Origin of the sequence: Streptomyces ortus, assembly GCF_026341275.1 — a bacterium.
Classification (GTDB): domain Bacteria; phylum Actinomycetota; class Actinomycetes; order Streptomycetales; family Streptomycetaceae; genus Streptomyces; species Streptomyces ortus.
The window spans coordinates 3,829,438-3,850,056 of sequence record NZ_JAIFZO010000002.1 but is presented as its reverse complement, the minus strand read 5'-3'; the positions used below and the strand labels follow the sequence as shown (position 1 = coordinate 3,850,056).

The following is a 20,619-nucleotide window of genomic DNA, read 5'->3' as shown; positions in this document are numbered from 1 at the left end:
ACCCGTGCCGACGACGCCCACGGCGGTGGCTAACCCGCCGGGTTGGACACCTCCGCGACCCTCCAGCGCTGGTTGGCACCGGAGTTGGGGGTCCAGAGCGTCACGGCCGCGCCCTCGTTCGTGGCCTGGCCGCCTACTTCGAGGAGCCGTCCGGTGGCCGCGTTGACGAGGGTCCAGGTGCCGTCACCGGTCGACGACATGATCCACTGGGTGGCCCGGTCGCGTGGGCCGGTGTCGGCCTCCAGCACCGGGGCGCCGTCACGGACGGCCAGCCGCTTGCCCTCCACCGGGTTGCTGAACACGTACCGCTGCCGGTTGCCCGTGTCGCCCGAGATCTGGCGCAGCGTCCACTGCTGACCCGGCGCGCCGGCGGTCGCGTTCCTGATGACGAGGCCCGTGCCGTTGTCGGCGACGGTGAGCGCCTTGCCGCTCTGCACGCCGGTCAGCGTGTAGGAGTGGCCCTTGCGCAGCTCGGCTGCGTCCTTCGCGACCCCCGAGACACCCTTGACCAGGAACGAGGTCACGGACTGTGCGGGCACGGTGAAGGTGGCCCTGCGGTCGCTGACCTCGACGGCCTCGCGGCGGTCCAGTTTGCCGTCGGCGCTGGTCACCACGGGGGTGACGGTGGCGTGGCGGCCGACCTTGCCGAACTTCGACAGATCGACCGTGACCGTACGGGCCTCGGTGGCGCTGTTGACGTGGACGACCGTCGCCCGGTCGCCCTTCTTCGAGACGGCGGCGGCGCTGGACGTGTCGTCCGTCTTGATCAGGCGGTCACCGGGCTTGATGTAGTGCGTGAAGTTGCGGGCCGTGTCGAACTTCGTGTTCGTGTATATCGGGCACGACTTCAGGGTGTCCTTCGAGGTGCAGCTGAACGAGAGCTGGATGCTGCCCCAGTTGCCGCCCTTGGCGGACTCGCCGCCCGGCTTCATGTTGTCGTAGTCCTCGACGGGCTGCCAGAACACCCAGGCCGTGGGCTCCAGTTCCCGCAGGTCGTCGACGATGTGCTGGGCGAGGCCGAGTCCCGGACGCATGTCCGTGAAGCTCTGCCCGTCACCCCAGTCGCCCTCGACCTCGCTCATCCACAGCGGCTTGTCGGCCGCCTTGGCCAGGTCCCGTACGGTGGTGCGCTGCCCGGTGCCGTAGGTGTGGACGTTCAGCCGGCCGACCAGGTCCCGCACTTCCTGCGGGTAGGTGTTCCAGTTCGTCGCGAAGAGGGACGGGTTGGTCTCGTCCATCGCCGAGATCTCCGCCTTGGCCTTCGCCTTCTTCAGCGCCGGGGCGAGGGCGGCGATCACCTTCTGCTGGAGCTCGGGGCCGATATGTGCCCCTTCCTGCCGGCCGCCGACGGGCTCACCGTCGGCGCCCAGGCGGGTGCTCCAGTAGTTGGTGTTGGGTTCGTTGAACGGGTCGATCGTGTCGACCTTGATGCCCTCCGCCTTCTCGAGGCGCTTGGTGGCGCCCGCCAGATAGGCGGCGAAGTCGTCCACGGACTCCGTCCTGAGCTGGTCCTCGGTGGCGTCGAACCCGCCCGACACATAGCCGCTCTTCGTCATGAACCACGGCGGGGAGTTGCTGAAGGTCTCCCAGCGGTCGATGTCGTCCTTGATCCGGTCGACCCACCAGCGCTGGGTGGCGTCGGCGTCCTTGTTCCAGTCGGCCGGGTCGTCGGCGCTCCACCAGTCGGTGTCCTCCCGGGTGGTACCGGCGGGCGCCCGCCACCAGCCCTCCACCGCACCGCCGGCCCGCAGATAGTCCTTGACGTCCGGGGCGTTGCCACCGCCGATGTTGTACCGGGCGATGTTCAGCGCGAGCCCGTCGTCCCCGAAGAGGAGCTTCGCGAGCTTCTCACGTATCTCCTTCGGGTAGCCGCCGGTCGCGTTGGCGAACCAGACCAGGCTGGTGCCCCACCCCTCGAACTTCTGCTGCTCGTACGAGGGGTCGGGCCGGACGGTGACCGACGGGGTGTCAGCCGCCGGGGCCTGCGCGGTGGACGGGGGCGCCAGGGTCAGCGCGGCCCCGGTGGCCAGTGCGGTGAGTCCGGCGGCTCCGAGGAGACGTCTGCTGCGGGTACGGCGTGCCATCGTGTGCTCCCAACTGAGGTGTGGTCGCTGCGCGGTGGAGGTCAAAGGTGCGGGGGAGATGCGGGGAGGGCGGAGCGTGTGCGGTCAGGCGGTGGGCTGGTGCAGTACGGCGACGGCCCTCGGCCCGAGGACGAGACCGCCCTCGGTGCCGGCACCGGTTTCCGCGCCACCGACCAGGACCTCTCCGGCGAGACCCGCCAGGGGCACGTCCTCGTCGGTCCGGTTGACCAGGAACAGGAAGCGGCCGTCGGGTCCGCGGCGCACGGTCTGCTCGACCGATCCCCTTGCCGCGGCGGGCAGTTCGCTCTCGACGCCCGCCGGGCCGAGCAGCGCGGGCAGTAGTCCCGCGAGCCCTTCGGCACCGAGCCGGGTGGAGACGTACGCGGCCGAGCCCTGGCCCACCGCACGGCGGGTGACCGCGGGCCGCCCGGCGTACGCGCCGCTGCGGTAGTGGGCCAGCACGTCCACCGCGGGGTCGGTGACGTCGATCCGGTCGGTCCACAGGGTGCCCTTGGCATCGCCGTCCAGCTCGACCCAGTCACCGTCGAGCAGCGGGCCGAACTCCTCGATACGGATACCGAGCAGTTCGCGCAGGGCGCCCGGGTGACCGCCGAGCCAGATGTGGTCGTTCTCGTCGACCACACCCGAGAAGTACGTGGTGACGAGATGGCCGCCGGCCTCCGCGTACCGCGTGAGTTCCTTGGCGAGCGGTGCCGGGACCACGTGCAGCACCGGGGTGATCAGGACGTCGTACCGGTCGAGGTCGGTCGTGGTGGTCACGACGTCGGCGCGGATGCCGAGGGTGTGCAGCGCCGAGTACCAGTCCAGGGCCTCCTGGCGGTAGTCGAGGAGGGCGGAGGGGTGCGAGTCCTGCTCGCTCGCCCACCAGGAGTCCCAGTCGTAGACGATGCCCACGCGGGCCGGTTCGCGCTCGGAGCCCGCGACCGGTGCCAGCGCCTTGAGGGTCTGCCCCAGCTCGACGACCGCGCGGAAGACCTCGCTGTCGGCACCGGCGTGCGGCACCATCGCGGAGTGGTACTTCTCGGCGCCCGCGGCCGACTGGCGCCACTGGAAGTAGCACACGGCGTCGGCGCCGTGCGCGACGTGCAGCAGCGAGTCGCGGGCCAGCTCCCCGGGCCGCTTGGCCACGTTGACGGGCTGCCAGTTGACCGCGCTGGTGGAGTGCTCCATCAGGAACCACGGCTGCCCGCCCGCTATCCCGCTGGTGAGGTTGGCGGAGAAGGACAGCTCGTCGCGGTCCTGCGGGCCGGGGTGGACGTAGTGGTCGTTGGAGACGAAGTCGATCTCACCAGCCCAGTCGGGGTAGTTCATGCCCTTGGTGTTGCCCATCACCATGAAGTTGGTGGTGACCGGCACATTCGGCGTGATCTCCCGCAGCACGTCGCGTTCCGCGATCAGGTACTCCTTCAGCGCGTCGGAGGAGAAGCGCTTGAAGTCGAGCTGCTGCGTCGGGTTCGGGTGGGAGCCGGCCAGCCGGGGCGGCAGGATCTGGCCCCAGTCGCTGTAGCGCTGCGACCAGAACGCTGTGCCCCAGGCGTGGTTGAGGGCGTCGAGGGTGGTGTAGCGGGCGCGCAGCCAGTCACGGAAGGCACGGGCCGCGTCGTCCGAGTAGTCGTAGACGTTGTGGCAGCCCAGCTCGTTCGAGACGTGCCAGGCCACCAGCGCCGGGTGGTTCGCGTACCGCTCCGCCATCGTGCGTACCAGGCGCAGCGCGTGGTCGCGGAAGACGGGCGAGGTGGGCCGCCAGTGCTGGCGCGCTCCCGGCCACACCGTCTCGCCCGAGGCGGTCACCGGCAGGATCTCCGGGTGCGCGGTGGTGAGCCAGGGCGGCGGGGACGCGGTGGCGGTGGCCAGGTCGACGCCGATGCCGCCGGCGTGCAGCAGGTCCATGACCTCGTCGAGCCAGCCGAAGTCCCATTGGTCCTCGGTCGGCTGGATGCGGGCCCAGGAGAAGATCCCCACGGAGACCAGGTTGACACCGGCCTCCCGCATCAGCCGGACGTCCTCCTCCCACACCTCGCGAGGCCACTGCTCGGGGTTGTAGTCGGCGCCGTACGCGAGACGCGGGGTGCGGTCACCGTCCGGCCCGTCCAGCTGGGACAGGAGGGTGGAGATCATCGTGGTCCTTCCGGGTTCACAGTCCCGCTGTCGCGTTCCCCGGTGGACGGGAACGCGACGGCAGGACCTGGGGGAGACGGCGGGGCGGGCTCGTCTATTCGACGGTGAAGCCCTGCTCCTTGCCGTACTTGACGGAGGCGTCCTGCCAGGACTTCAGACCGTCGGTCAGCTTGGTGTTGCCGACATAGGCCTTGCCGACGGTGTCGTTGAAGATCGAGTTGGCGTACTGCTGGAAGGGCAGGTACGACCAGTCGTCGGCGACGTTGGCGGCGGAGTCCGCGAAGATCTTGTTGGCCTTCTGGCCGCCGAAGTACTTGAACTCGGTGTTGAGGAACGAGTCCGCCTGGAGCTCCGCGTTGGTCGCCGGGAAGGCGCCCTCCTTGACGCGGCTCTGCACACCGGCGCCGGAGTTCGCGTACTCGACGAAGGCGTAGGCGAGTTCCTTGTTCTTGCCGAGCGCGGGCAGGGTCAGCGAGCTGCCGCCGTTCTCCGCGCTCGCCTTGTCACCCTTGGTCCAGGCCGGCATGGGCGCCGCGCGCCAGTCACCCGCGGCGTTCGGGACGCCGGTGACGAAGTTGGCGGGCATCCAGGCACCACTGGGCAGGGTGGCGAGGGTGCCGTCGCCCAGGCCCTTGTACCAGTCGTCGGTCCAGCCGTTGATCGGCGCGACGAGCTTCTCGTCGATCAGCTTCTGCCAGACGTCGGTGTACTTCTTGGCGCCCGCGTCGGAGAAGTCGACCTTCACGTTGGTGCCGTCGACCTTGTAGGGGCGCGAACCGGCCTGCCACAGCAGGCTGGTGGTCAGGCCCGCGTCGCCCGCGTCGTTGGCGATGTAGACCTTGGGGTCGGCCTTGTGCAGCTTGCGGGCCGCGTCGAGGTACTCGTCCCAGGTGGTCGGCACCGCGATCTTGAACTTGTCGAAGACCTTCTTGTTGTAGTAGAGCGCCATGGGGCCCGAGTCCATCGGCAGGCCGTAGACCTTGTCACTGCCCTGGGTCACGGCGTTCCACGGGCCGGCGGTGTACTTGGACTTCAGCTTGTCGGCGCCGTAGGGGGCCAGGTCGCTGAGGCCCTTGGTGAGGGCGTACTGCCCGAGCGCGAAGTACTCGACCTGGGCGACGTCGGGGACGCCCTTCTCGGCCGAGATGGCGTTCGACAGCGCGGTGTAGTGCTTGTCGCCCGAGCGCTCGGCGACGAGGTTGATCTTGACCTTGGGGTACTTCTTCTGGAAGTCGGCGGCGACCGTCTTCAGCGTGGGCTCCCAGGCCCAGACCGTGACCGAGCCGCCCTTCTTGAGGGCCGCCTGGACGTCGCCGGCGGAGACCGGCTTCGAGCCGGAGCCGTCGTCGTCGGAGCCACCGCAGGCGGTCGCGCCCAGGGCGAGGACGGAGAGGACGGCAAGGCCGCGCATCAGGCGGTTGGTCGTTCTGCGCATGGAGGTGCTTCCACTTCTTCGTGGGCGGGACAGGGTGAGGGTGGAGGTGCGGCTCAGGGGGGTGGTGGCTTGTGGGTCGGTCATTCCTTGACGCTTCCGGCGGCGAGGCCGGACTGCCAGTACTTCTGCAGCAGCAGGAACGCGGCGATCAGCGGCACGATGGTGAGCAGTGAACCGGTGATCACCAGGTTGAAGATCACGTCACCGCCGATCGTCTGGGCCTGGTTGTTCCAGGCGTCCAGGCCCAGGGTCAGCGGGTACCAGTCCGGGTCCTTCAGCATGATCAGCGGCAGGAAGTAGTTGTTCCAGGTCGCGACCGTGGTGAAGAGCAGGACGGTGACGATGCCGGGAGCGAGCAGGGGCAGGGCGACCTTGAAGAAGGTGCGTGCCTCGCCCGCCCCGTCGATCCGTGCGGCCTCCAGCAGTTCGACGGGGATCGCCTCGGTGGCGAAGACCCACATCAGATACAGGCCGAAGGGCGAGACCAGCGAGGGGATGATGACCGCCCACGGGGTGTCGGTCAGTCCCATCTTGCTGAACATCAGGAAGGTCGGCACCGCGAGCGCGGTGCCCGGCACGGCGACGGCACCGATGACCACGGCGAACACCCCGCGCTTACCGGGGAAGTCGAACTTGGCCAGCGCGTAGCCGCCGAGGATCGCCAGGAAGGTGGCGCCGCCGGCCCCGAGTCCGACGTACAGCAGGGTGTTCAGCAGCCAGCGGACGAAGATGCCGTCGTGGTACGTGAACGTGTCATGGATGTTGGACCAGAGGGCGAAGTCGTCGGCGAACCACAGTCCGGACGAGTCGGCGAGCCCTTCCTGGGTCTTGGTCGCGCTGATCACCAGCCACAGCAGCGGAACCACGGTGTAGACCAGGATCAGCCCGGTGAGCACGGTCAGCAGGACGCTGCGCTTCGGGCGCCCGGCGGAGTGCTCACGGCGCTTGCGCAGCCGGGGCACGCTCTTGGCCGTACTGGCGGTCCTGCCGGTGGCCGGAGCGGATGCGGACGGGGAGGCGGAGGTGGCGGAACTGCTCGTGCCGCTCATGCTGCTCATTGCTGGTCACGCTCCCTTGCGCATGCCGCGAAGCTGCACGACATAGGCGATGACCATGGTGATCAGCCCCATGATGATGGCGACCGCCGCGGAGTAGTTGTGCTGCTGTCCGTTGAAGGACAGCGAGTACGTGTAGAAGTTCGGGGTGAAGTCGGTCGTGATGGCGTTGCGGGCCAGCGGACGCAGGATGCTCGGCTCGTTGAAGAGCTGGAAGCTGCCGATGATCGAGAAGATCGTCGCGATCACGAGGGCACCGCGGATCGCGGGGAGCTTGATGGCGGTGATGACCCGGAGCTGCCCGGCCCCGTCGATCTCCGCGGCCTCGTAGAGCGAGTTCGGGATGACCTTCAGCGCGGAGTAGAAGATCAGCATGTTGTAGCCGATGAACTCCCAGGTCACGATGTTGCCGATGGAAGCCAGCACCAGGTCGCTGGAGAGCGGGTCGGGCAGCGTGACACCGAACGCGCTGTTGATGTCACCGACCAGCCCGTACTTGGTGCCGTACATGAAGCCCCACATGAGGGTGGCCACCACGGCGGGCACGGCGTACGGCAGGAAGATCGTGATGCGGAAGAAGTCCGTGCCGTAGAGACGGCCGCTGTCCAGCGCCAGGGCGATCAGCAGGCCGATGAAGAGCATGATCGGGACCTGGACTGCGAGGAAGAGCGAGACCCGGCCGAGCGAGTCCCAGAACCGCTCGTCCTGCAGCGCCTGCTGGTAGTTGTCGAAGCCGACGAACTGGGTGCCGCCGATCAACTGGTCCCGGAACAGGCTGAGATAGATCGAGTACGCGATCGGTGCCAGGAAGACGAGGGCGAAGACGGCCACGAAGGGACCGATGAAACCCCACCCCGTCCAGGAGCGGCGGTCACCCTGTGCCGGAGGCCGTGACCTGCGCGGCTTGGCGGCCACCGGCGGTTGTAGCGTCGTCATGTCGTTCCTCGCTCGTCCCTCTCGCGAAAACCCGGCGTCCCGCGCCGATGATGTTTGCGTGAACATGGAGGTCCGCAGGAGCTCGCCGCCTGTTATGTTTACGTAAACATCTGATGGCGGCATGTCTACACTGCCCCGTTGACGGTGGTCAAGGGTCATGTGGGGAAACTGCGGTTCGGCACGACGAAGGACACGACGAGGGGGACGGGTGGACACAGCGGACAGCGCCTCGGCGAGCAGGCCGCAGGCGGCGGCGCGTCCCAGGAAACGGGCCTCCCGCCGGACGGCGAGCGCTTCCATGGCGGACGTGGCCCGGCTGGCGGGCGTCTCCTCGCAGACCGTCTCGCGTGTCTCCAACGGTTACGCGGGTGTGAACGAGGAGACCAGGCAGCAGGTGCTGGAGGCCATGCGCGAGCTGGGCTACCGGCCCAACAGTGCCGCCCGCGCGCTCAAGCGTGGAGAGTTCCGCACCATAGGCGTGATCACTTTCGGCCTTTCGACCACCGGTAACGTCCGCACGCTGGAGGCGATCGCGACCTCCGCCGCGCACGAGGGGTACGCCGTGACGCTGCTGCCCGTCGCCGTGCCCACCCAGGATGAGGTGCGCGGCGCGTTCTCCCGGCTGGGGGAGCTGGCCGTCGACGCCGTCATCGTCATCCTGGAGGTGCACCTCCTCGACGCCGTGACCCTCTCCCTGCCGCCCCACATCAAGGTGGTGGTGGCCGACTCGGACGCGGGTGACCGGTACACCGTGGTCGACACCGACCAGGCGGGCGGCAGCCGGGACGCCGTACGGTATCTGCTCGGCCTCGGCCATGAGACGGTCTGGCACCTGGCGGGCCCCGAGGAGTCCTTCGCGGCACAGCGCCGCGCCGACGCCTGGCGCGCCGAGCTCACCGGGGCGGGCCGTCCGACGCCTCCGCTGGTACGCGGCGACTGGTCGGCCGAGTCCGGCTACCGGGCCGGTCTCGAACTGGCCGAACAGCCGGACTGCACGGCCGTGTTCGCCGCCAACGACCAGATGGCGCTGGGCCTGCTGCGGGCGCTGCACGAACGGGGCCGGTACGTGCCCGACGACGTCAGCGTCATCGGCTTCGACGACATCCCCGAGGCGGGCTCCTTCCTGCCGCCCCTGACCACCGTCCACCAGGACTTCGCCGAGGTGGGACGGCGCTGCGTCGAGGGTGTGCTGCGGCAGATGGGCCAGGACACCCCGGAGCACGGTACGACGCTGGTGCCGACGCGGCTCGTGGTGCGGGACAGCGCGGGGGCGCCGCGGTCGCGGTAGGCCACGGTGGGTGGCCGGTGCGTGGTTGGTGCTCGGGCCGGGGTCCGCACCGCCTGGCCGCCGCGCCGCCGCGCGACCTCTACCGCTTCGAGTCGAGGAACTTCTTCGCCTCGGCCGGGATCCCGCCGTCGCGCTGCAGGACGTAGAGGCTGAGCCTGTCCCGCCGGCCGGACTCGTCGGGTTCGTCCCGCACGGCGACGGCCGTGCCCGCGTCCAGTTCCTCGATCCGGTACGTCGCGTACGTCTCCGTACCGGCCGTGTCCGATGACGGGCCCTCGCCCGTGTCGTCGCACAGGGTTGGCCGGCTGCTGCCCAGCTCGTCCCGCACGGTGAAGTCCGCGTACCTCACCCGGGTGTAGAGCTCGCCGCGGAAGTGGACGGCGAACGCGCAGGACGCCGCACCGTCGCCGCCGTCCGCACCGGAGGACGCCGCGTCACATGCCACCGCGAAGAAGAGGGACGACGCGGCGAGAAACCCGGACAGCGCCCGGCGGGCACCGTGCGAGACGTGCTCCGCGGCGGCGTACTCGGCCGTCGACGGTCCGGGGTCGATGCTGTCACCTCGTCGTGCCGGCCGGGAGCACTGATCGTGCGATCGTGCCGGAGATGAATCCGGACGCGTCGGCGGACGTACTTACGAGTGTACTGAGAGGAGAGATTCTTTGATGACACAACCGGCAACCGCCGAAGGGCTGTTGGCATGGGTACCCGGTCGCGGACTGATCGCGGGGCTCGCGGCCGACACCCAGCTGCTGGTCGCGGACTCATGGCTGCTCAGGGACGGACAGGTGCGCGGCCTCGACCGGCACCGCGAGCGGTTCCTGCGGTCCTGCGGCGACTGCGGCGGACCATCTCTCCACCGACTCACCGAATTCTGGCGGGACATGACCGCGGCACTGCCCCGCACGGGTTCCTGGTTCCCGCGCGTCGAGCTGGTGGCCGGCTCCCTCCAGCTGAGACTGCTCCTGCGGCACGCCCCGCCCCTCGCGCCGGACGTGCGGGTGTGGGCGGCGGGCCAGCCCGATCCGCGCACCGTGCCGCGCCGCAAGGGACCCGACCTGGACGTGCTGGCCCGGGTCCGGCGGCGGGCGGCCGGACAGGGTGCGCAGGAGGCGGTGCTGATCGCGCCGTCCGGCCTGGTGCTGGAGGCGGCCACCTCCAGCCTCCTGTGGTGGGAGGACGACGTCCTGTGTCTGCCGCCGCCGCGGTTGCCGATCCTGGCCGGTGTCACCACGGGCCTCATCCAGGAGCACGCCCTGAGCGGCGGGATCCAATTGGCCCACCGCGAACGGACCCTGGACCAGCTGGCCGGCCGCGAGGTGTGGCTCGTGAACGCCCTGCACGGAATCCGCCCGGTGGCGCGCTGGGAGGGACGCCCCATGGAGGCGGGTCCGGCTCCGCGGGCGAAGGAATGGCAGGAATGGCTGGACAGCCGTATGGAACCGCTGCCGCCGGACTGACCGGACGACTGTCCGACCGAGTTCCCGGCCGAGTTCCCGGCCCAAGTACCGAGCCGAGTCCCGACCCAAGGGCCGACGGAGGTTCGGGTCGAAAGGGTGTGCCGGACCGGGGTACGGGTCGGAAAGGCGTGCCGGACCGAGGCACAGGTCGAAAAGGTGCGCCGGACCGATGGTGGTCGGTCCGGCGCACCCGGTCGTGTGCCGTGGCGCGTCGCCTCAGGGGGCGATGCCCACGCCGTCGATCCGGCTCCAGGCCCTCTCCTGGCCGGACGTCATGGCCGGCCAGCGCAGCCCGCCCGGCCGGGCGTTGACCTTCGAGGCGTACGAGCCGGGCCGGAAGCCCGGGTCGTAGAAGCAGCCGGTGCTATAGGCGGCGTCGAAGGCGGGGCAGGACGCCGCGACCGACTTCGGCGTCGGCTTCCGGCCGGTGCGCACCCAGGAGTCCAGCGCGGCGATCGAGTTGGCGTACTCGGAGTCGCTCAGCCCGCTGTGCTCGCTCTCCCGGGAGAACGTCTGCACGAGGTTCCGCTCCCGGCCGGCGCCCCGGAGGCTGTCCCGGTACGCCGACTCGTGCTCGACGAACGCCGTCGGATCGTCGATCGCGTGCAGCGTGAGCACCGGAATGTCGACCTTGCCCGTCAGATCGCTGTCGTACGAGAGATCGCGTACGGCGGTGGGGTCGGCGGAGAAACGCTCGACGCCCGCGTTGAGCGCCCTGTCGTCGTGCGAGCCGGAGTAGCGCACCCCTTGATTGCCGAACGGATTGCGACCGCCCAGACGGTTTTGCACGATGTCCCGGAAGGTGAACGTCGCGAACCGCAGATGCGACTCCAGAGTCCGTTCGGGGACCCCTGTCACGCCGAGGATGTCGTCCAGGTTGCGCTGTTGCGCGGCGCTCCGGTCCTGCGGAGCGGACTCGAACCCCGTGCACTCCTGCAACCGGGCGCGGAGCCCGGCCGACGTCATCGTCGAGCCCTCCCGCAGCCCCTCCCACAGCGGGTACTGGACCTCGGTGGGACGAGGATGGTTTTGGCAGTAGTACTGGTAGACCGCCCGCAGATCCACGCGGTAGTCGTAACCGCGCGACCCACCGCCGAGGACACCGTTGGTCAGCAGGGCCCCGTCGTAGGGACCGCGCTTCCCGGCACCGTACGTCTCCACCACCTTCGCGGCGACATCGCCGCCCCAGGACTGACCGTGCACATACGTCCGCTTCGGCTCGCCGAACTCCGCGACGAAGAGCCGGCGCACCTTCTCCGTGTCGGCGGCGGCCATCCGGGTTCCGTAACCACCGCGACGGTACGACGAGCCGGCCCACGCGTAGCCCTCGTCCACCATCACCGACCAGCGCTCCAGGTCACCGGTGCTGCGCTCAGGGTCGGACTCCGCGCCTAGGTCGGGACCGCCGTGCGCGTGCACGACCAGGGACCTGTTCCAGTTCTTCGGGACGGCGATCGCGTAGTAGGCGCCGTCGGCGTCCCGGCCGGTGTAGCAGGTGGCCTTGCCCGTGAGGTTCGCGGGGCATGTGACGGCTGCCGGTGCGTCCGTGCCGGTGCCGGTGCCCGTGGTCGCGGCGGCCGGCCCGGAGAGTGTGCCGAGGAGGATTCCCGCGATGCCGGCGGCCACCGCCGCCCGGCGGCGCCCGAGGAAACCGGACCCGCCCCGGATCCCCGCCGTACTCGGCCTCGTCCTGTCCATGTCGTGCTCTCCCTCTCCTGGTCGGCGCCCCGTTGCGCGACGGGGCCGATGCTAGGGAGGGGCGCGGCCAAAACCCATGGCTTGATCATTGCGTTCATTGAGTTCGTGACCGGACCGTGCACGACCGCGGCTCCTGGCCGGCGCCGTGGCCGTGAGATCCTGCCCCTGCGCCAGGAGCTCCGTGACTCGGGGGGATCATCCGTGCTCCACATACATTTCTCCACGGCGGATCTGAGCCGGATCCGCATCGCCCAGGAGCCGGATCCGGCCTGGGAGATCCTGCTGAGCCTGCATGCCCTCGGCGGCCCGGCCGATCACGTGGTGTTCGGCCCGTGGAAGTCCCGGACGCTGCCCCGTCTCGACTCCTCGGCGCGCATGCTGTTCGCACTGGCGCCACCCCGCGGGTACTCGCCCGACTTCCTCACCCCCGCCGGTACTCCCGACCTGCACTCCGCCGTCGACGCCGTGCTCAGCACCCGCCGCGGGCGGCTGCGGGCCGACCTCGCACAGCTGGCCGGCCGGCGCCGGACACCCTCCTGGACACGGCTGCTGGCGGAGGGCGACGCCGAGACGATGCGCAGGCTCGGCAGTGCCCTGCACGGCTACCACGACCGCGTGCTCGCCGGCCGCTGGCACCGCATCCGCGCGGTGACCGACGCCGAACGGACCCTGCGCGGCCGTGACCTCCTGGACGGCGGAGTCGAGAAACTGCTCGGCGGCCTGGGCCCGCGGACCCGCTGGGAGTCCCCGGTGCTGAGGGTGGACTACCCCGTGGACCAGGAACTCCGTCTCCGGGGCAGGGGACTGCGGCTGATTCCCTCGTACTTCTGCTGGCGCAGGCCCATCACCCTGCTCGACGAGGAGCTGACCCCGGTCCTCGTCTATCCGGCCAACCGCGGTCTGCATCTGCTCACGGGACCCGGACGGCCGGGCAGGACGGCGCTCGCCCGGCTGCTGGGACGCACCCGGGCGACCGTGCTGGAGGAAATCGCCCTGACCGGCGGCACGACGGGGGACGATCTCGCGCGGCGGCTCGGGATGTCACCGGCATCGGCGGGCTCGCACACCGCCGTCCTGGCGAGCACCGGTCTGATCTCCACGCACCGGGGCGCCGACGTCGCACGGCACACCCTGACTCCGCTCGGCCTGGCGATGATCGAGGGGCACCTGCCGACCGACGGCCCGCCGACCGATGCCCCGCCGACCGACGACCCTTCGATCGACGATCGGCCGCCCGGTACAGGTCCGCCCGGCCCGCCGCACTGAGATACTCCACGACCGACGACGTTTGTCTGCAAGGAGGTTGCCGGTGAGTCAGGACTCGTCCGCCCCCCACACAGCGACATCAGCGAAGATCGACTCGACGGTGCCGCACTCGGCCCGGATCTGGAACTACTGGCTCGGCGGGAAGGACAACTACCCCGTCGACCAGGCGGCGGGCGACGCGTTCCAGGAGGTCTTCGCCCAGATCACCGACCTCGCCCGCGGCTCACGGGCCTTCCTCGGCCGGGCCGTGCGCCACCTGGCCGGCGAGACCGGGATCCGGCAGTTTCTCGACATCGGCACCGGACTGCCGACGGTCGACAACACCCACGAGACCGCCCAGCGGGTGGCCCCCGGAGCGCGCGTCGTCTACGTGGACAACGACCCCTTGGTCCTCGCCCACGCGCGGGTGCTGCTGACCAGCACCCCCGAAGGAGCGACGGACTACGTCGACGCCGACCTGCGCGACCCCGCGACCGTCCTGCGTGAAGCGGCGAGAACCTTGGACCTCACCCGGCCGGTCGCGCTGACACTGATGCAGGTCACCGGACACATCGCCGACTACGACGAAGCGCGCCGCGTCGTCGGCACGCTGATGGCCGCGCTCCCCTCCGGCAGCTGTCTCGCGTTCAACGACAGCGTCGACACCAACAAGGCCAACGCCGAGGCCACCCGCCTCTACAACGAGAGCGGCGCGGCGCCGTACCACTTGCGCAGCCCGCGGCAACTGGCCGGATTCTTCGAGGGTTTGGAGCTGCTCGCCCCGGGTGTGGTCCCCATCGACGACTGGCGCCCCGACCCGGAGGCGGCCCGTTCCTCGGGCGACGTGATCGCGCTGGGCGGGGTCGCACGCAAGTCCTGAACCGGGGAGGCCCCGGGGAGGCGCTAGGGTCTGTCTGACAATTCCCGTCTGCCGCGCGGCGCCATGCACGCACTCTCGCCGCACCGGGCGTAGAGCCAAGTACGTCCAGTACGAGGCTCTACGCCCGGCACACCGAGAGCACGCACCTGACGCCGCGCAGCCGCCCTACGGGCGACGACGGGAATTGTCAGACAGACCCTAGGAGGCCTGGGGAGACCCGGACCGTACCGGCGGGCCCCGAGCCCCGGGCCCCGCCGGTACGGTCCGGCGGACATCGGCGGCGCGGCTCACCGGCGGCGGGCCCGCCGGTCGCCGTCGTCCGCGATCGCCTCGATCACCTCGCTGAGAGCCCTGACGCTGTGGCCGCTCACGAACGCGTCGCAGTGGGGGAGCGCGGCGGCCATTCCGCCGGTGCGCGGGGCGTAACCGGGCGCCGCCCTGCGCGGGTTGACCCAGACGATCCGATGGGCGAGCCGTGCGAGCCGGGACATCTCACGCCCGACCGCGCCGGGATCCTCGCCCTCCCACCCGTCGGAGAAGACCACCACCACCGCGCCCCGTGCCATGCCCCGGCGGCCGTAGCGGTTGTTGAACTCCGCCAGCGCGTGACCGATCCGGGTGCCGCCCGACCAGTCGGACACCGCGCCGCCCACCCGGTGCAGCGCCGCGTCCACGCCGGACGCCCCGGGGTGCCGCAGCAGCGGCGTGAGCCGGGTGAGCCGGGTCGCGAAGACGAACGCCTCCACCGCGCCCCCGGCCGCCGCGCGTGGAAAGAGCCGCAGGTAGGCGCGTGTGTACGGTTCCATCGAGCGGGAGACGTCGCACAGCAGCACCAGCCGTCGCCGCCGGAGCCGGTCGCGGCTGCGCACGAGTGACAGCACCTCGCCGCCCGTGCGCCGTCCGGCGCGCAGGGTGCGGCGCAGGTCGACGCGGTGCCCCCGCCCGTCGCTCCGCCGGCGGCGACCTCGGCGCAACGGCGTCCGCAGTGCCAACAGGGCGAGCAGCCGGTCGACCTCGGCCAGTTCACCGGCGGTGAGGGCACCGAAGTCCTTGTGCCCGAGGACCTCGGCCGTACTGCCCGCGGTGGGCAGCGCCTCGGTCCGCGGAGCCGGGCCCGGTCTGCGGTCGCCGTCCGGCAGCGCGCCGAGGCTGCCGACCGGCAGCGGGGCGGTGACGGTGTCCGGACCGGGCCGGGGCGGCGCCGGAGCCCGCCCGCTCACGGGATCCGGCTCGACGCCCGCCTCCGGCACGGGCCGCCCGCGATCCCGGCGTACGGACAGCGACACCGCGCGCGGAAGGCCTCCGAAGACGGTGTCGAAGACCCGGTCGAACGGACCGACCTGCTCGCGTCCCGTCACGAAGGCCAGCCGTGCCGCCCAGTACAGCGCCGCACGGTCCACCGGCGGCAGCAGACGCAGCGCCTCCAGGAACCGCACGGACCGCTCCGGCGTCACCGCCACCCCGGCACGGCGCAGTTCGGCGCCCAGCCGGACACCGAACTCGGCCCGGTCGAAGAGCGGCACCCGCACCTCCGTCACGGCCGGAGGCCCGCGACCAGCCACTCCGGACCGCGCTCGCGCACCGACTCCTGGTCCTCCCGGTACTTGAGCAGCGAGCCCAGGGTGCTCGCGGCGCTCCCCGCGTCCAGCACGTCCACGCCGAGCAGCCGCAGCGCGGAGATCCAGTCGATGGTCTCGGCGATGCCCGGCGCCTTCTGCAGCTCCAGCGCCCGCAGGCGCCGTACGGCCGCCGCCACCGCGACCGCCAGCCCGCGCGACGTGCCGGGCACCCGGCGGCGCACGATCTCGATGAGCCGCTCGGTCTCCGGATAGTCGATCCAGTGGTACAGGCACCGGCGCTTGAGCGCGTCGTGGAGGTCACGCGTGCGGTTGGAGGTGAGCAGCACGACGGGCGGCACCTCGGCCCGTACGGTGCCCAGCTCCGGAATGGTGACGGCGGCCTCGGCGAGCACCTCCAGCAGGAACGCCTCGAAGTCGTCGTCGGCCCGGTCGATCTCGTCGATGAGCAGGACGGCGGGCGCGGGCCCGGGATGGCTGAGCGCGGCGAGCACGGGCCGCCGCAACAGGTACGCCTCGCTGAACAGGTCGTCCTCGCCGATCTGTTCGTGCCGTGCCTCGGCGAGCCGGATCGCGAGCAACTGGCGGGGATGGTTCCACTCGTACAGCGCCTCAGCCACGTCCAGGCCGTCGTAGCACTGCAACCGGATCAGCGGGCTGCCCAGGACCGCGGCCACCGACTTGGCCGCCTCGGTCTTACCGACGCCCGCCTCGCCCTCCAGCAGCAGCGGCTGGGGGAGGCGCAGCGCCAGGAAGAGGGCGGTGACCAGGCCGTCGTCGGCGAGATAGCCCAGTGCGTCCAGTGCCGCGCGCAGACTCCCGACCTCCGGCAGAGCGCGCTCGACGTACTCGCTCACGAATCTCCTGCCTCCGTACCGGTCCGCGTCCGCGCCCTCGTGTGGCGGACGGGGTCCTTCTCGTACGTCTCGCGGCAGGAGGGGCAGCAGAACCACTGCCTGCCCGCGCCGCCCGCGTCCGAATACGGCGTGGTGGCCGCCGAGCCGGCGACCTCCATCCCGCAGACCGGGTCGGTGGCCGTCACCGGGTCCGTCACGGGGGCCGTCCCCCGGACCTCTTCCACTGCCGGCGCCTCGGTCACCGGCGAGCGGAGCTCCTTGATCACCTCCGCCAGGATCGACACCGCGATCTCGCCGGGTGTGCGGGCGCCGATCCACAGGCCCGCCGGGGTGCGCACCCGGGCCCGCTGCTCCTCGTCCAGCTCGTGGGCGAGCCCGGCCAGGACCGCCGCCCCGCGCCGGAGGCCGGCGACCAGACCCACGTACGGCACCCCGGCCCGCACCGCCGCCAGCAGCACCCGTTCCTCGTCACGGCCGTGGGAGGCGATCACCACGGCCCGGGTCCCGGCCAGAGCCCCGGCGGCCGGGAGGCCGGACCCGTCGGCGCCGGACACCGGCGTGATCGCGTAACCGAGCGCCGGTCCGAAGTCGAGCAGGGCCCGTGCGATGGGGGATTCGCCGAACACCAGCACGCGGGGTGCGGGCCGCAGGGGTTCGAGGAAGATCTCCAGCTCACCGCCGGACAGACACGGGTTGCGGACGCTGACCGCGCCCTCCTCGACGACCGGTTCACCGGTGCCGTCGGCCGTCTCCCCGGGTGAGATGCGCAGCAGCAGGGACTCGCCGTCCCGCAGGGTCCGCAGCGCCTGGACCCGAACCGTGGCCTCCGCGCAGACGCCACCGACGAAACCCTCGATCCTGCCGTCGGCCAGGACCAGCGCGGTGTCTCCGGGGCGCGCGCTCGCCGGACGACGGGCGCGGACGACGGTCGCTTTCACGAACGGCACCCGCCGGCCCGCCAGTTCGGACATGCGTGCTTCCAGCGGCCCGGCCCGCGGCGGTACGACGGGGGCCACGGGCACCACGGGTACGGCGGGTACGACGCGACTCATTGCGGTGCCTCCACCTCGCCGCCCTGCAGCGCCTGCCACACCCGGCTCGGGGTCAGGGGCATGTCGGCATGGCGTACGCCGATGGCGTCGAGGACCGCGTTGACGACGGCCGGCGGTGAACCGACGGTCGCCGACTCGCCGATGCCCTTCGCCCCGAACGGATGGTGCGGGGACGGCGTGACGGTGTGGTCCAGCTCCCAGGCGGGCACCTCCAGCGCGGTCGGCAGGAGGTAGTCCATGAAGGACCCGGAGACACAGTTGCCGTCCTCGTCGAAGCCGATGATCTCCATCAGCGCCATGCCGACGCCGTCGGCCAGACCGCCGTGCACCTGCCCCTCGATGATCATCGGGTTGATACGGGTCCCGCAGTCGTCCACCGCCACGAACCGCCGCACCTTCACCGAGCCCGTGCCGGGATCGACGTCGACCACGCAGACGTACGCGCCGAACGGGTACGTCATGCTGGGCGGGTTGTAGACGGTCGTCGCCTCCAGATGGCCCTCCACGCCGTCCGGCAGCTCCAGCGACCCGTGCGCGGCCAGTGCGATCTCCTGGATGGTCCTCGACATCGCGGGATCACCCTTGATCGACCAGCGGCCCTTCGTCCAGGCGAGATCGTCCGGGGCGACCTCCAGCATCGCGCCCGCGATGATCCGCGCCTTGTCCCGCACCTTGCGCGCCACCACGGCCGCGGCGGCGCCCGACACCGGCGTGGAGCGGCTGCCGTACGTACCGAGCCCGAACGGCGTCCGGTCGGTGTCGCCGTGCACGACGTCGACGTCCTCGGGCGGGATGCCCAGCTCCTCCGCGACGATCTGCGCGAACGTCGTCTCGTGGCCCTGCCCCTGGGTCTGCACGCTCAGCCGGACGACCGCCTTGCCCGTCGGATGGACGCGCAGCTCACAGCCGTCCGCCATGCCGAGTCCGAGGATGTCCATGTGCTTGCGGGGCCCGGCGCCGACGGTCTCGGTGAAGAACGAGAGCCCGACGCCCATGAGTTCGCCCCGGGCCCGCCGCTCGTTCTGCTCCTTGCGCAGCTCCTCGTACCCCACGAGATCCATGGCCTTGCGCAGACAGGCGGGGTAGTCACCGGAGTCGTACGTCCAGCCGGTCTTGTTCTCGTACGGGAACTGCTCCGGCCGCAGCAGATTGCGCATCCTCAACTCGGCCGGATCCGCGCCCAGTTCGTCGGCCAGGCAGTCCACCAGGCGCTCGATGAGATAGACCGCCTCGGTGACCCGGAACGAGCAGGCGTAAGCGACACCGCCGGGCGCCTTGTTGGTGTAGACACCCGTGACCCGGCAGTGCGCGGCCTCGATGTCGTACGAGCCGGTGAAGATGTGGAAGAAGCCGGCCGGGTACTTGGTGGGCTGCGCCGTGGAGTTGAACGCGCCGTGGTCGGCGAGGACCTCGACCCGGACACCCAGGATCTTCCCCTCCCGCGTCGCCGCGATCTCGCCTGCCATGTGGTAGTCACGGGCGAAGGACGTGCTCATCAGATTCTCGGAGCGGTCCTCCATCCACTTCACGGGCCGCCCGGTGACGATCGAGCCGACGATCGCGCAGACGTACCCCGGATAGATGCCGACCTTGTTGCCGAAGCCGCCGCCGATGTCGGGGGCCACCACCCGGATCTTGTGTTCGGGGATGCCCGCCACCATCGCGTAGAGCGTGCGGTGGGCGTGCGGGGCCTGGGTGGTGGAGTAGAGGGTGAGCTTCCCGTCGACCGGGTCCATCGAGGCGACCGCACCACAGGTCTCCAGCGGCGCGGGGTGGACCCGCGGGTACAGCATGGTCTGCTCCACGACGACGTCGGCCCGCGCGAACACCTCCTCGGTGGCCGCGCTGTCGCCCGCCTCCCAGTCGAAGACGTGGTTGTCCGTACGCCCCTCCAGATCGTCCCGGATGACGGGAGCCTCGGCCGCGAGGGCGTGCCGGGCGTTGACGACCGGGTCCAGCGGCTCGTACTCGACGTCGATCAGCTCGATCGCGTCGCGCGCCGCGTAGTGGTCCTCGGCGACGACGAACGCGACCTCCTGGCCCTGGAAGCGGACCTTGTCGGTCGCGAGCACGGCCTGGGTGTCCCTCGACAGCGTCGGCATCCAGGCGAGCCCCAGACCGGCCAGGGTCTCGCCGGTGATCACCGCCTTGACCCTGGGGTGCGCCTCGGCGGCGGAGGTGTCCACGGAGAGGATGCGGGCGTGCGCGAACGGGCTGCGCAGGACCGCGCCGTGCAGCATGCCGGGCAACTGGATGTCGTCGACATAGCGGCCCTTGCCGCGGACGAAGCGGGGGTCCTCCTTGCGCTTCATCCGGCCGAAGCCGATGGGCCGCTCGGGCTGCTGTTCCTGGGCCGGCTCCTGCGGTGTCACCGGGGGTTCGTCGACGGCGGTCATGCCTGACTCCCCGTTGTCGTCGTCGTTGCCGCTGTGGCTTCCGGGGCTGCGGCGGCCTGTTCCCCGGCCGCCCACCGGATGGACCTGACGATGTTCAGATAGCCGGTGCAGCGGCACAGCTGGCCGGAGATGGCCTCACGGATCTCCTGGTCGGACGGATCCGGATTGCGGTCCAGGAGCGCCCGGCCGGTCAGCATCATGCCCGGGGTGCAGAACCCGCACTGCAGGCCGTGCTGTTCGATGAACCCCTGCTGCACGGGGTCGAGCCGGTCGCCGTCCGCCAGGTCCTCGACCGTACGGATCTCATGACCGGCCGCCATCACCGCGAGGACCGTACAGCTCTTCACGGGCTCGCCGTCCATCAGCACCACACAGGTGCCGCAGTTGCTGGTGTCGCATCCCCAGTGCGTGCCCGTCAGCCCCAGGTCGTCGCGGAGGAAGCGCACGAGCAGATGACGGGGTTCGACCTCCCCGGTCCGGTCCTCACCGTTGACGTTCACGGTGATCCGCATATGCC

16 protein-coding genes are annotated in these 20,619 nt (G+C 70.8%); 4 read left to right on the top strand and 12 right to left on the bottom strand.

Annotated elements, in window-relative coordinates; genetic code table 11:
* Positions 1 to 29: 29 nt before the first annotated feature.
* The 5 genes from K3769_RS20230 to K3769_RS20210 all read right to left on the bottom strand — a co-directional run bounded on the left by K3769_RS20230 (position 30) and on the right by K3769_RS20210 (position 7,649).
* The gene (locus K3769_RS20230) at positions 30 to 2,084 is read right to left on the bottom strand and encodes a glycoside hydrolase (RefSeq protein WP_267027812.1); all 2,055 of its coding nucleotides are present in this window, start codon (positions 2,082 to 2,084) and stop codon (positions 30 to 32) included.
* Positions 2,085 to 2,168: 84 nt separating this feature from the next.
* Positions 2,169 to 4,223, bottom strand: a complete 2,055-nt coding sequence (locus K3769_RS20225) for a beta-galactosidase (protein ID WP_267027811.1) — start codon at positions 4,221 to 4,223, stop codon at positions 2,169 to 2,171.
* A 94-nt stretch (positions 4,224 to 4,317) separates the two neighbouring features.
* Positions 4,318 to 5,658 (bottom strand): ABC transporter substrate-binding protein, encoded by a 1,341-nt coding sequence (locus tag K3769_RS20220; RefSeq protein WP_267027810.1) that lies wholly within the window; start codon positions 5,656 to 5,658, stop codon positions 4,318 to 4,320.
* 80 nt (positions 5,659 to 5,738) lie between these two features.
* A complete protein-coding gene (locus K3769_RS20215) occupies positions 5,739 to 6,707 on the bottom strand; it encodes a carbohydrate ABC transporter permease (RefSeq protein ID WP_267031456.1) in 969 nt (322 codons plus the stop codon).
* Between the two features lie 15 nt (positions 6,708 to 6,722).
* The gene (locus tag K3769_RS20210) at positions 6,723 to 7,649 is read right to left on the bottom strand and encodes a carbohydrate ABC transporter permease (protein ID WP_267027809.1); all 927 of its coding nucleotides are present in this window, start codon (positions 7,647 to 7,649) and stop codon (positions 6,723 to 6,725) included.
* Positions 7,650 to 7,857: 208 nt separating this feature from the next.
* Between K3769_RS20210 and K3769_RS20205 the strand changes: the two genes are divergently transcribed.
* Positions 7,858 to 8,937, top strand: a complete 1,080-nt coding sequence (locus tag K3769_RS20205) for a LacI family DNA-binding transcriptional regulator (protein ID WP_372514989.1) — start codon at positions 7,858 to 7,860, stop codon at positions 8,935 to 8,937.
* Between the two features lie 79 nt (positions 8,938 to 9,016).
* Here the strand turns inward: K3769_RS20205 and K3769_RS20200 are convergent, their stop codons facing one another.
* On the bottom strand, positions 9,017 to 9,382 hold the full coding sequence (locus K3769_RS20200; protein WP_267027808.1) for a DUF6281 family protein: 366 nt from the start codon (positions 9,380 to 9,382) through the stop codon (positions 9,017 to 9,019).
* 220 nt (positions 9,383 to 9,602) lie between these two features.
* Between K3769_RS20200 and K3769_RS20195 the strand changes: the two genes are divergently transcribed.
* A complete protein-coding gene (locus K3769_RS20195) occupies positions 9,603 to 10,397 on the top strand; it encodes an aminotransferase class IV (protein ID WP_267027807.1) in 795 nt (264 codons plus the stop codon).
* 216 nt (positions 10,398 to 10,613) lie between these two features.
* On the opposite strand, the gene K3769_RS20190 is transcribed toward K3769_RS20195, so the two are convergent.
* Positions 10,614 to 12,095 carry a hypothetical protein gene (locus K3769_RS20190; protein WP_267027806.1) on the bottom strand — a complete coding sequence of 494 codons (1,482 nt, stop codon included), beginning with the start codon at positions 12,093 to 12,095 and terminating at the stop codon, positions 10,614 to 10,616.
* 201 nt (positions 12,096 to 12,296) lie between these two features.
* Between K3769_RS20190 and K3769_RS20185 the strand changes: the two genes are divergently transcribed.
* Together K3769_RS20185 and K3769_RS20180 are read left to right on the top strand one after the other, a co-directional pair.
* Positions 12,297 to 13,361, top strand: a complete 1,065-nt coding sequence (locus tag K3769_RS20185; protein WP_267027805.1) for a MarR family winged helix-turn-helix transcriptional regulator — start codon at positions 12,297 to 12,299, stop codon at positions 13,359 to 13,361.
* A gap of 43 nt (positions 13,362 to 13,404) precedes the next feature.
* Positions 13,405 to 14,220, top strand: coding sequence for an SAM-dependent methyltransferase (locus K3769_RS20180; RefSeq protein ID WP_267027804.1), 816 nt, complete (start codon positions 13,405 to 13,407; stop codon positions 14,218 to 14,220).
* Between the two features lie 287 nt (positions 14,221 to 14,507).
* Here K3769_RS20180 and K3769_RS20175 read toward each other — a convergent pair whose 3' ends face one another.
* Genes K3769_RS20175 through K3769_RS20155 form a run of 5 tightly spaced genes read right to left on the bottom strand, consistent with a single transcriptional unit; the run spans position 14,508 to position 20,614 of the window.
* The gene (locus K3769_RS20175; protein ID WP_267027803.1) at positions 14,508 to 15,758 is read right to left on the bottom strand and encodes a vWA domain-containing protein; all 1,251 of its coding nucleotides are present in this window, start codon (positions 15,756 to 15,758) and stop codon (positions 14,508 to 14,510) included.
* Complete coding sequence (locus tag K3769_RS20170; RefSeq protein ID WP_267027802.1) at positions 15,755 to 16,654, bottom strand: AAA family ATPase; 900 nt, start codon at positions 16,652 to 16,654, stop codon at positions 15,755 to 15,757. Before K3769_RS20170 ends, K3769_RS20175 begins: the two co-directional genes overlap by 4 nt.
* Positions 16,651 to 17,706: an XdhC family protein gene (locus K3769_RS20165; RefSeq protein ID WP_267027801.1), complete on the bottom strand. Its 1,056-nt coding sequence runs from the start codon at positions 17,704 to 17,706 to the stop codon at positions 16,651 to 16,653. Before K3769_RS20165 ends, K3769_RS20170 begins: the two co-directional genes overlap by 4 nt.
* Entirely contained in the window at positions 17,703 to 20,102 is a 2,400-nt protein-coding gene (locus tag K3769_RS20160; protein ID WP_267027800.1) for an aerobic carbon-monoxide dehydrogenase large subunit, read from the bottom strand. The genes K3769_RS20165 and K3769_RS20160 overlap by 4 nt, the downstream gene beginning before the upstream one ends.
* A complete protein-coding gene (locus tag K3769_RS20155) occupies positions 20,099 to 20,614 on the bottom strand; it encodes a (2Fe-2S)-binding protein (RefSeq protein WP_267027799.1) in 516 nt (171 codons plus the stop codon). The genes K3769_RS20160 and K3769_RS20155 overlap by 4 nt, the downstream gene beginning before the upstream one ends.
* Between the last annotated feature and the right edge of the window lie 5 nt (positions 20,615 to 20,619).

What these genes read in the sequence shown, in the direction of transcription:
- K3769_RS20230 (WP_267027812.1), bottom strand. Translation starts at nt 2,084, where the DNA reads ATGGCACGCCGTACCCGCAGCAGACGTCTCCTCGGAGCCGCCGGACTC.
- K3769_RS20225 (WP_267027811.1), bottom strand. Translation starts at nt 4,223, where the DNA reads ATGATCTCCACCCTCCTGTCCCAGCTGGACGGGCCGGACGGTGACCGC.
- K3769_RS20220 (WP_267027810.1), bottom strand. Translation starts at nt 5,658, where the DNA reads ATGCGCAGAACGACCAACCGCCTGATGCGCGGCCTTGCCGTCCTCTCC.
- K3769_RS20215 (WP_267031456.1), bottom strand. Translation starts at nt 6,707, where the DNA reads ATGAGCGGCACGAGCAGTTCCGCCACCTCCGCCTCCCCGTCCGCATCC.
- K3769_RS20210 (WP_267027809.1), bottom strand. Translation starts at nt 7,649, where the DNA reads ATGACGACGCTACAACCGCCGGTGGCCGCCAAGCCGCGCAGGTCACGG.
- K3769_RS20195 (WP_267027807.1), top strand. Translation starts at nt 9,603, where the DNA reads ATGACACAACCGGCAACCGCCGAAGGGCTGTTGGCATGGGTACCCGGT.
- K3769_RS20190 (WP_267027806.1), bottom strand. Translation starts at nt 12,095, where the DNA reads ATGGACAGGACGAGGCCGAGTACGGCGGGGATCCGGGGCGGGTCCGGT.
- K3769_RS20165 (WP_267027801.1), bottom strand. Translation starts at nt 17,706, where the DNA reads ATGAGTCGCGTCGTACCCGCCGTACCCGTGGTGCCCGTGGCCCCCGTC.
- K3769_RS20160 (WP_267027800.1), bottom strand. Translation starts at nt 20,102, where the DNA reads ATGACCGCCGTCGACGAACCCCCGGTGACACCGCAGGAGCCGGCCCAG.
- K3769_RS20155 (WP_267027799.1), bottom strand. Translation starts at nt 20,614, where the DNA reads ATGCGGATCACCGTGAACGTCAACGGTGAGGACCGGACCGGGGAGGTC.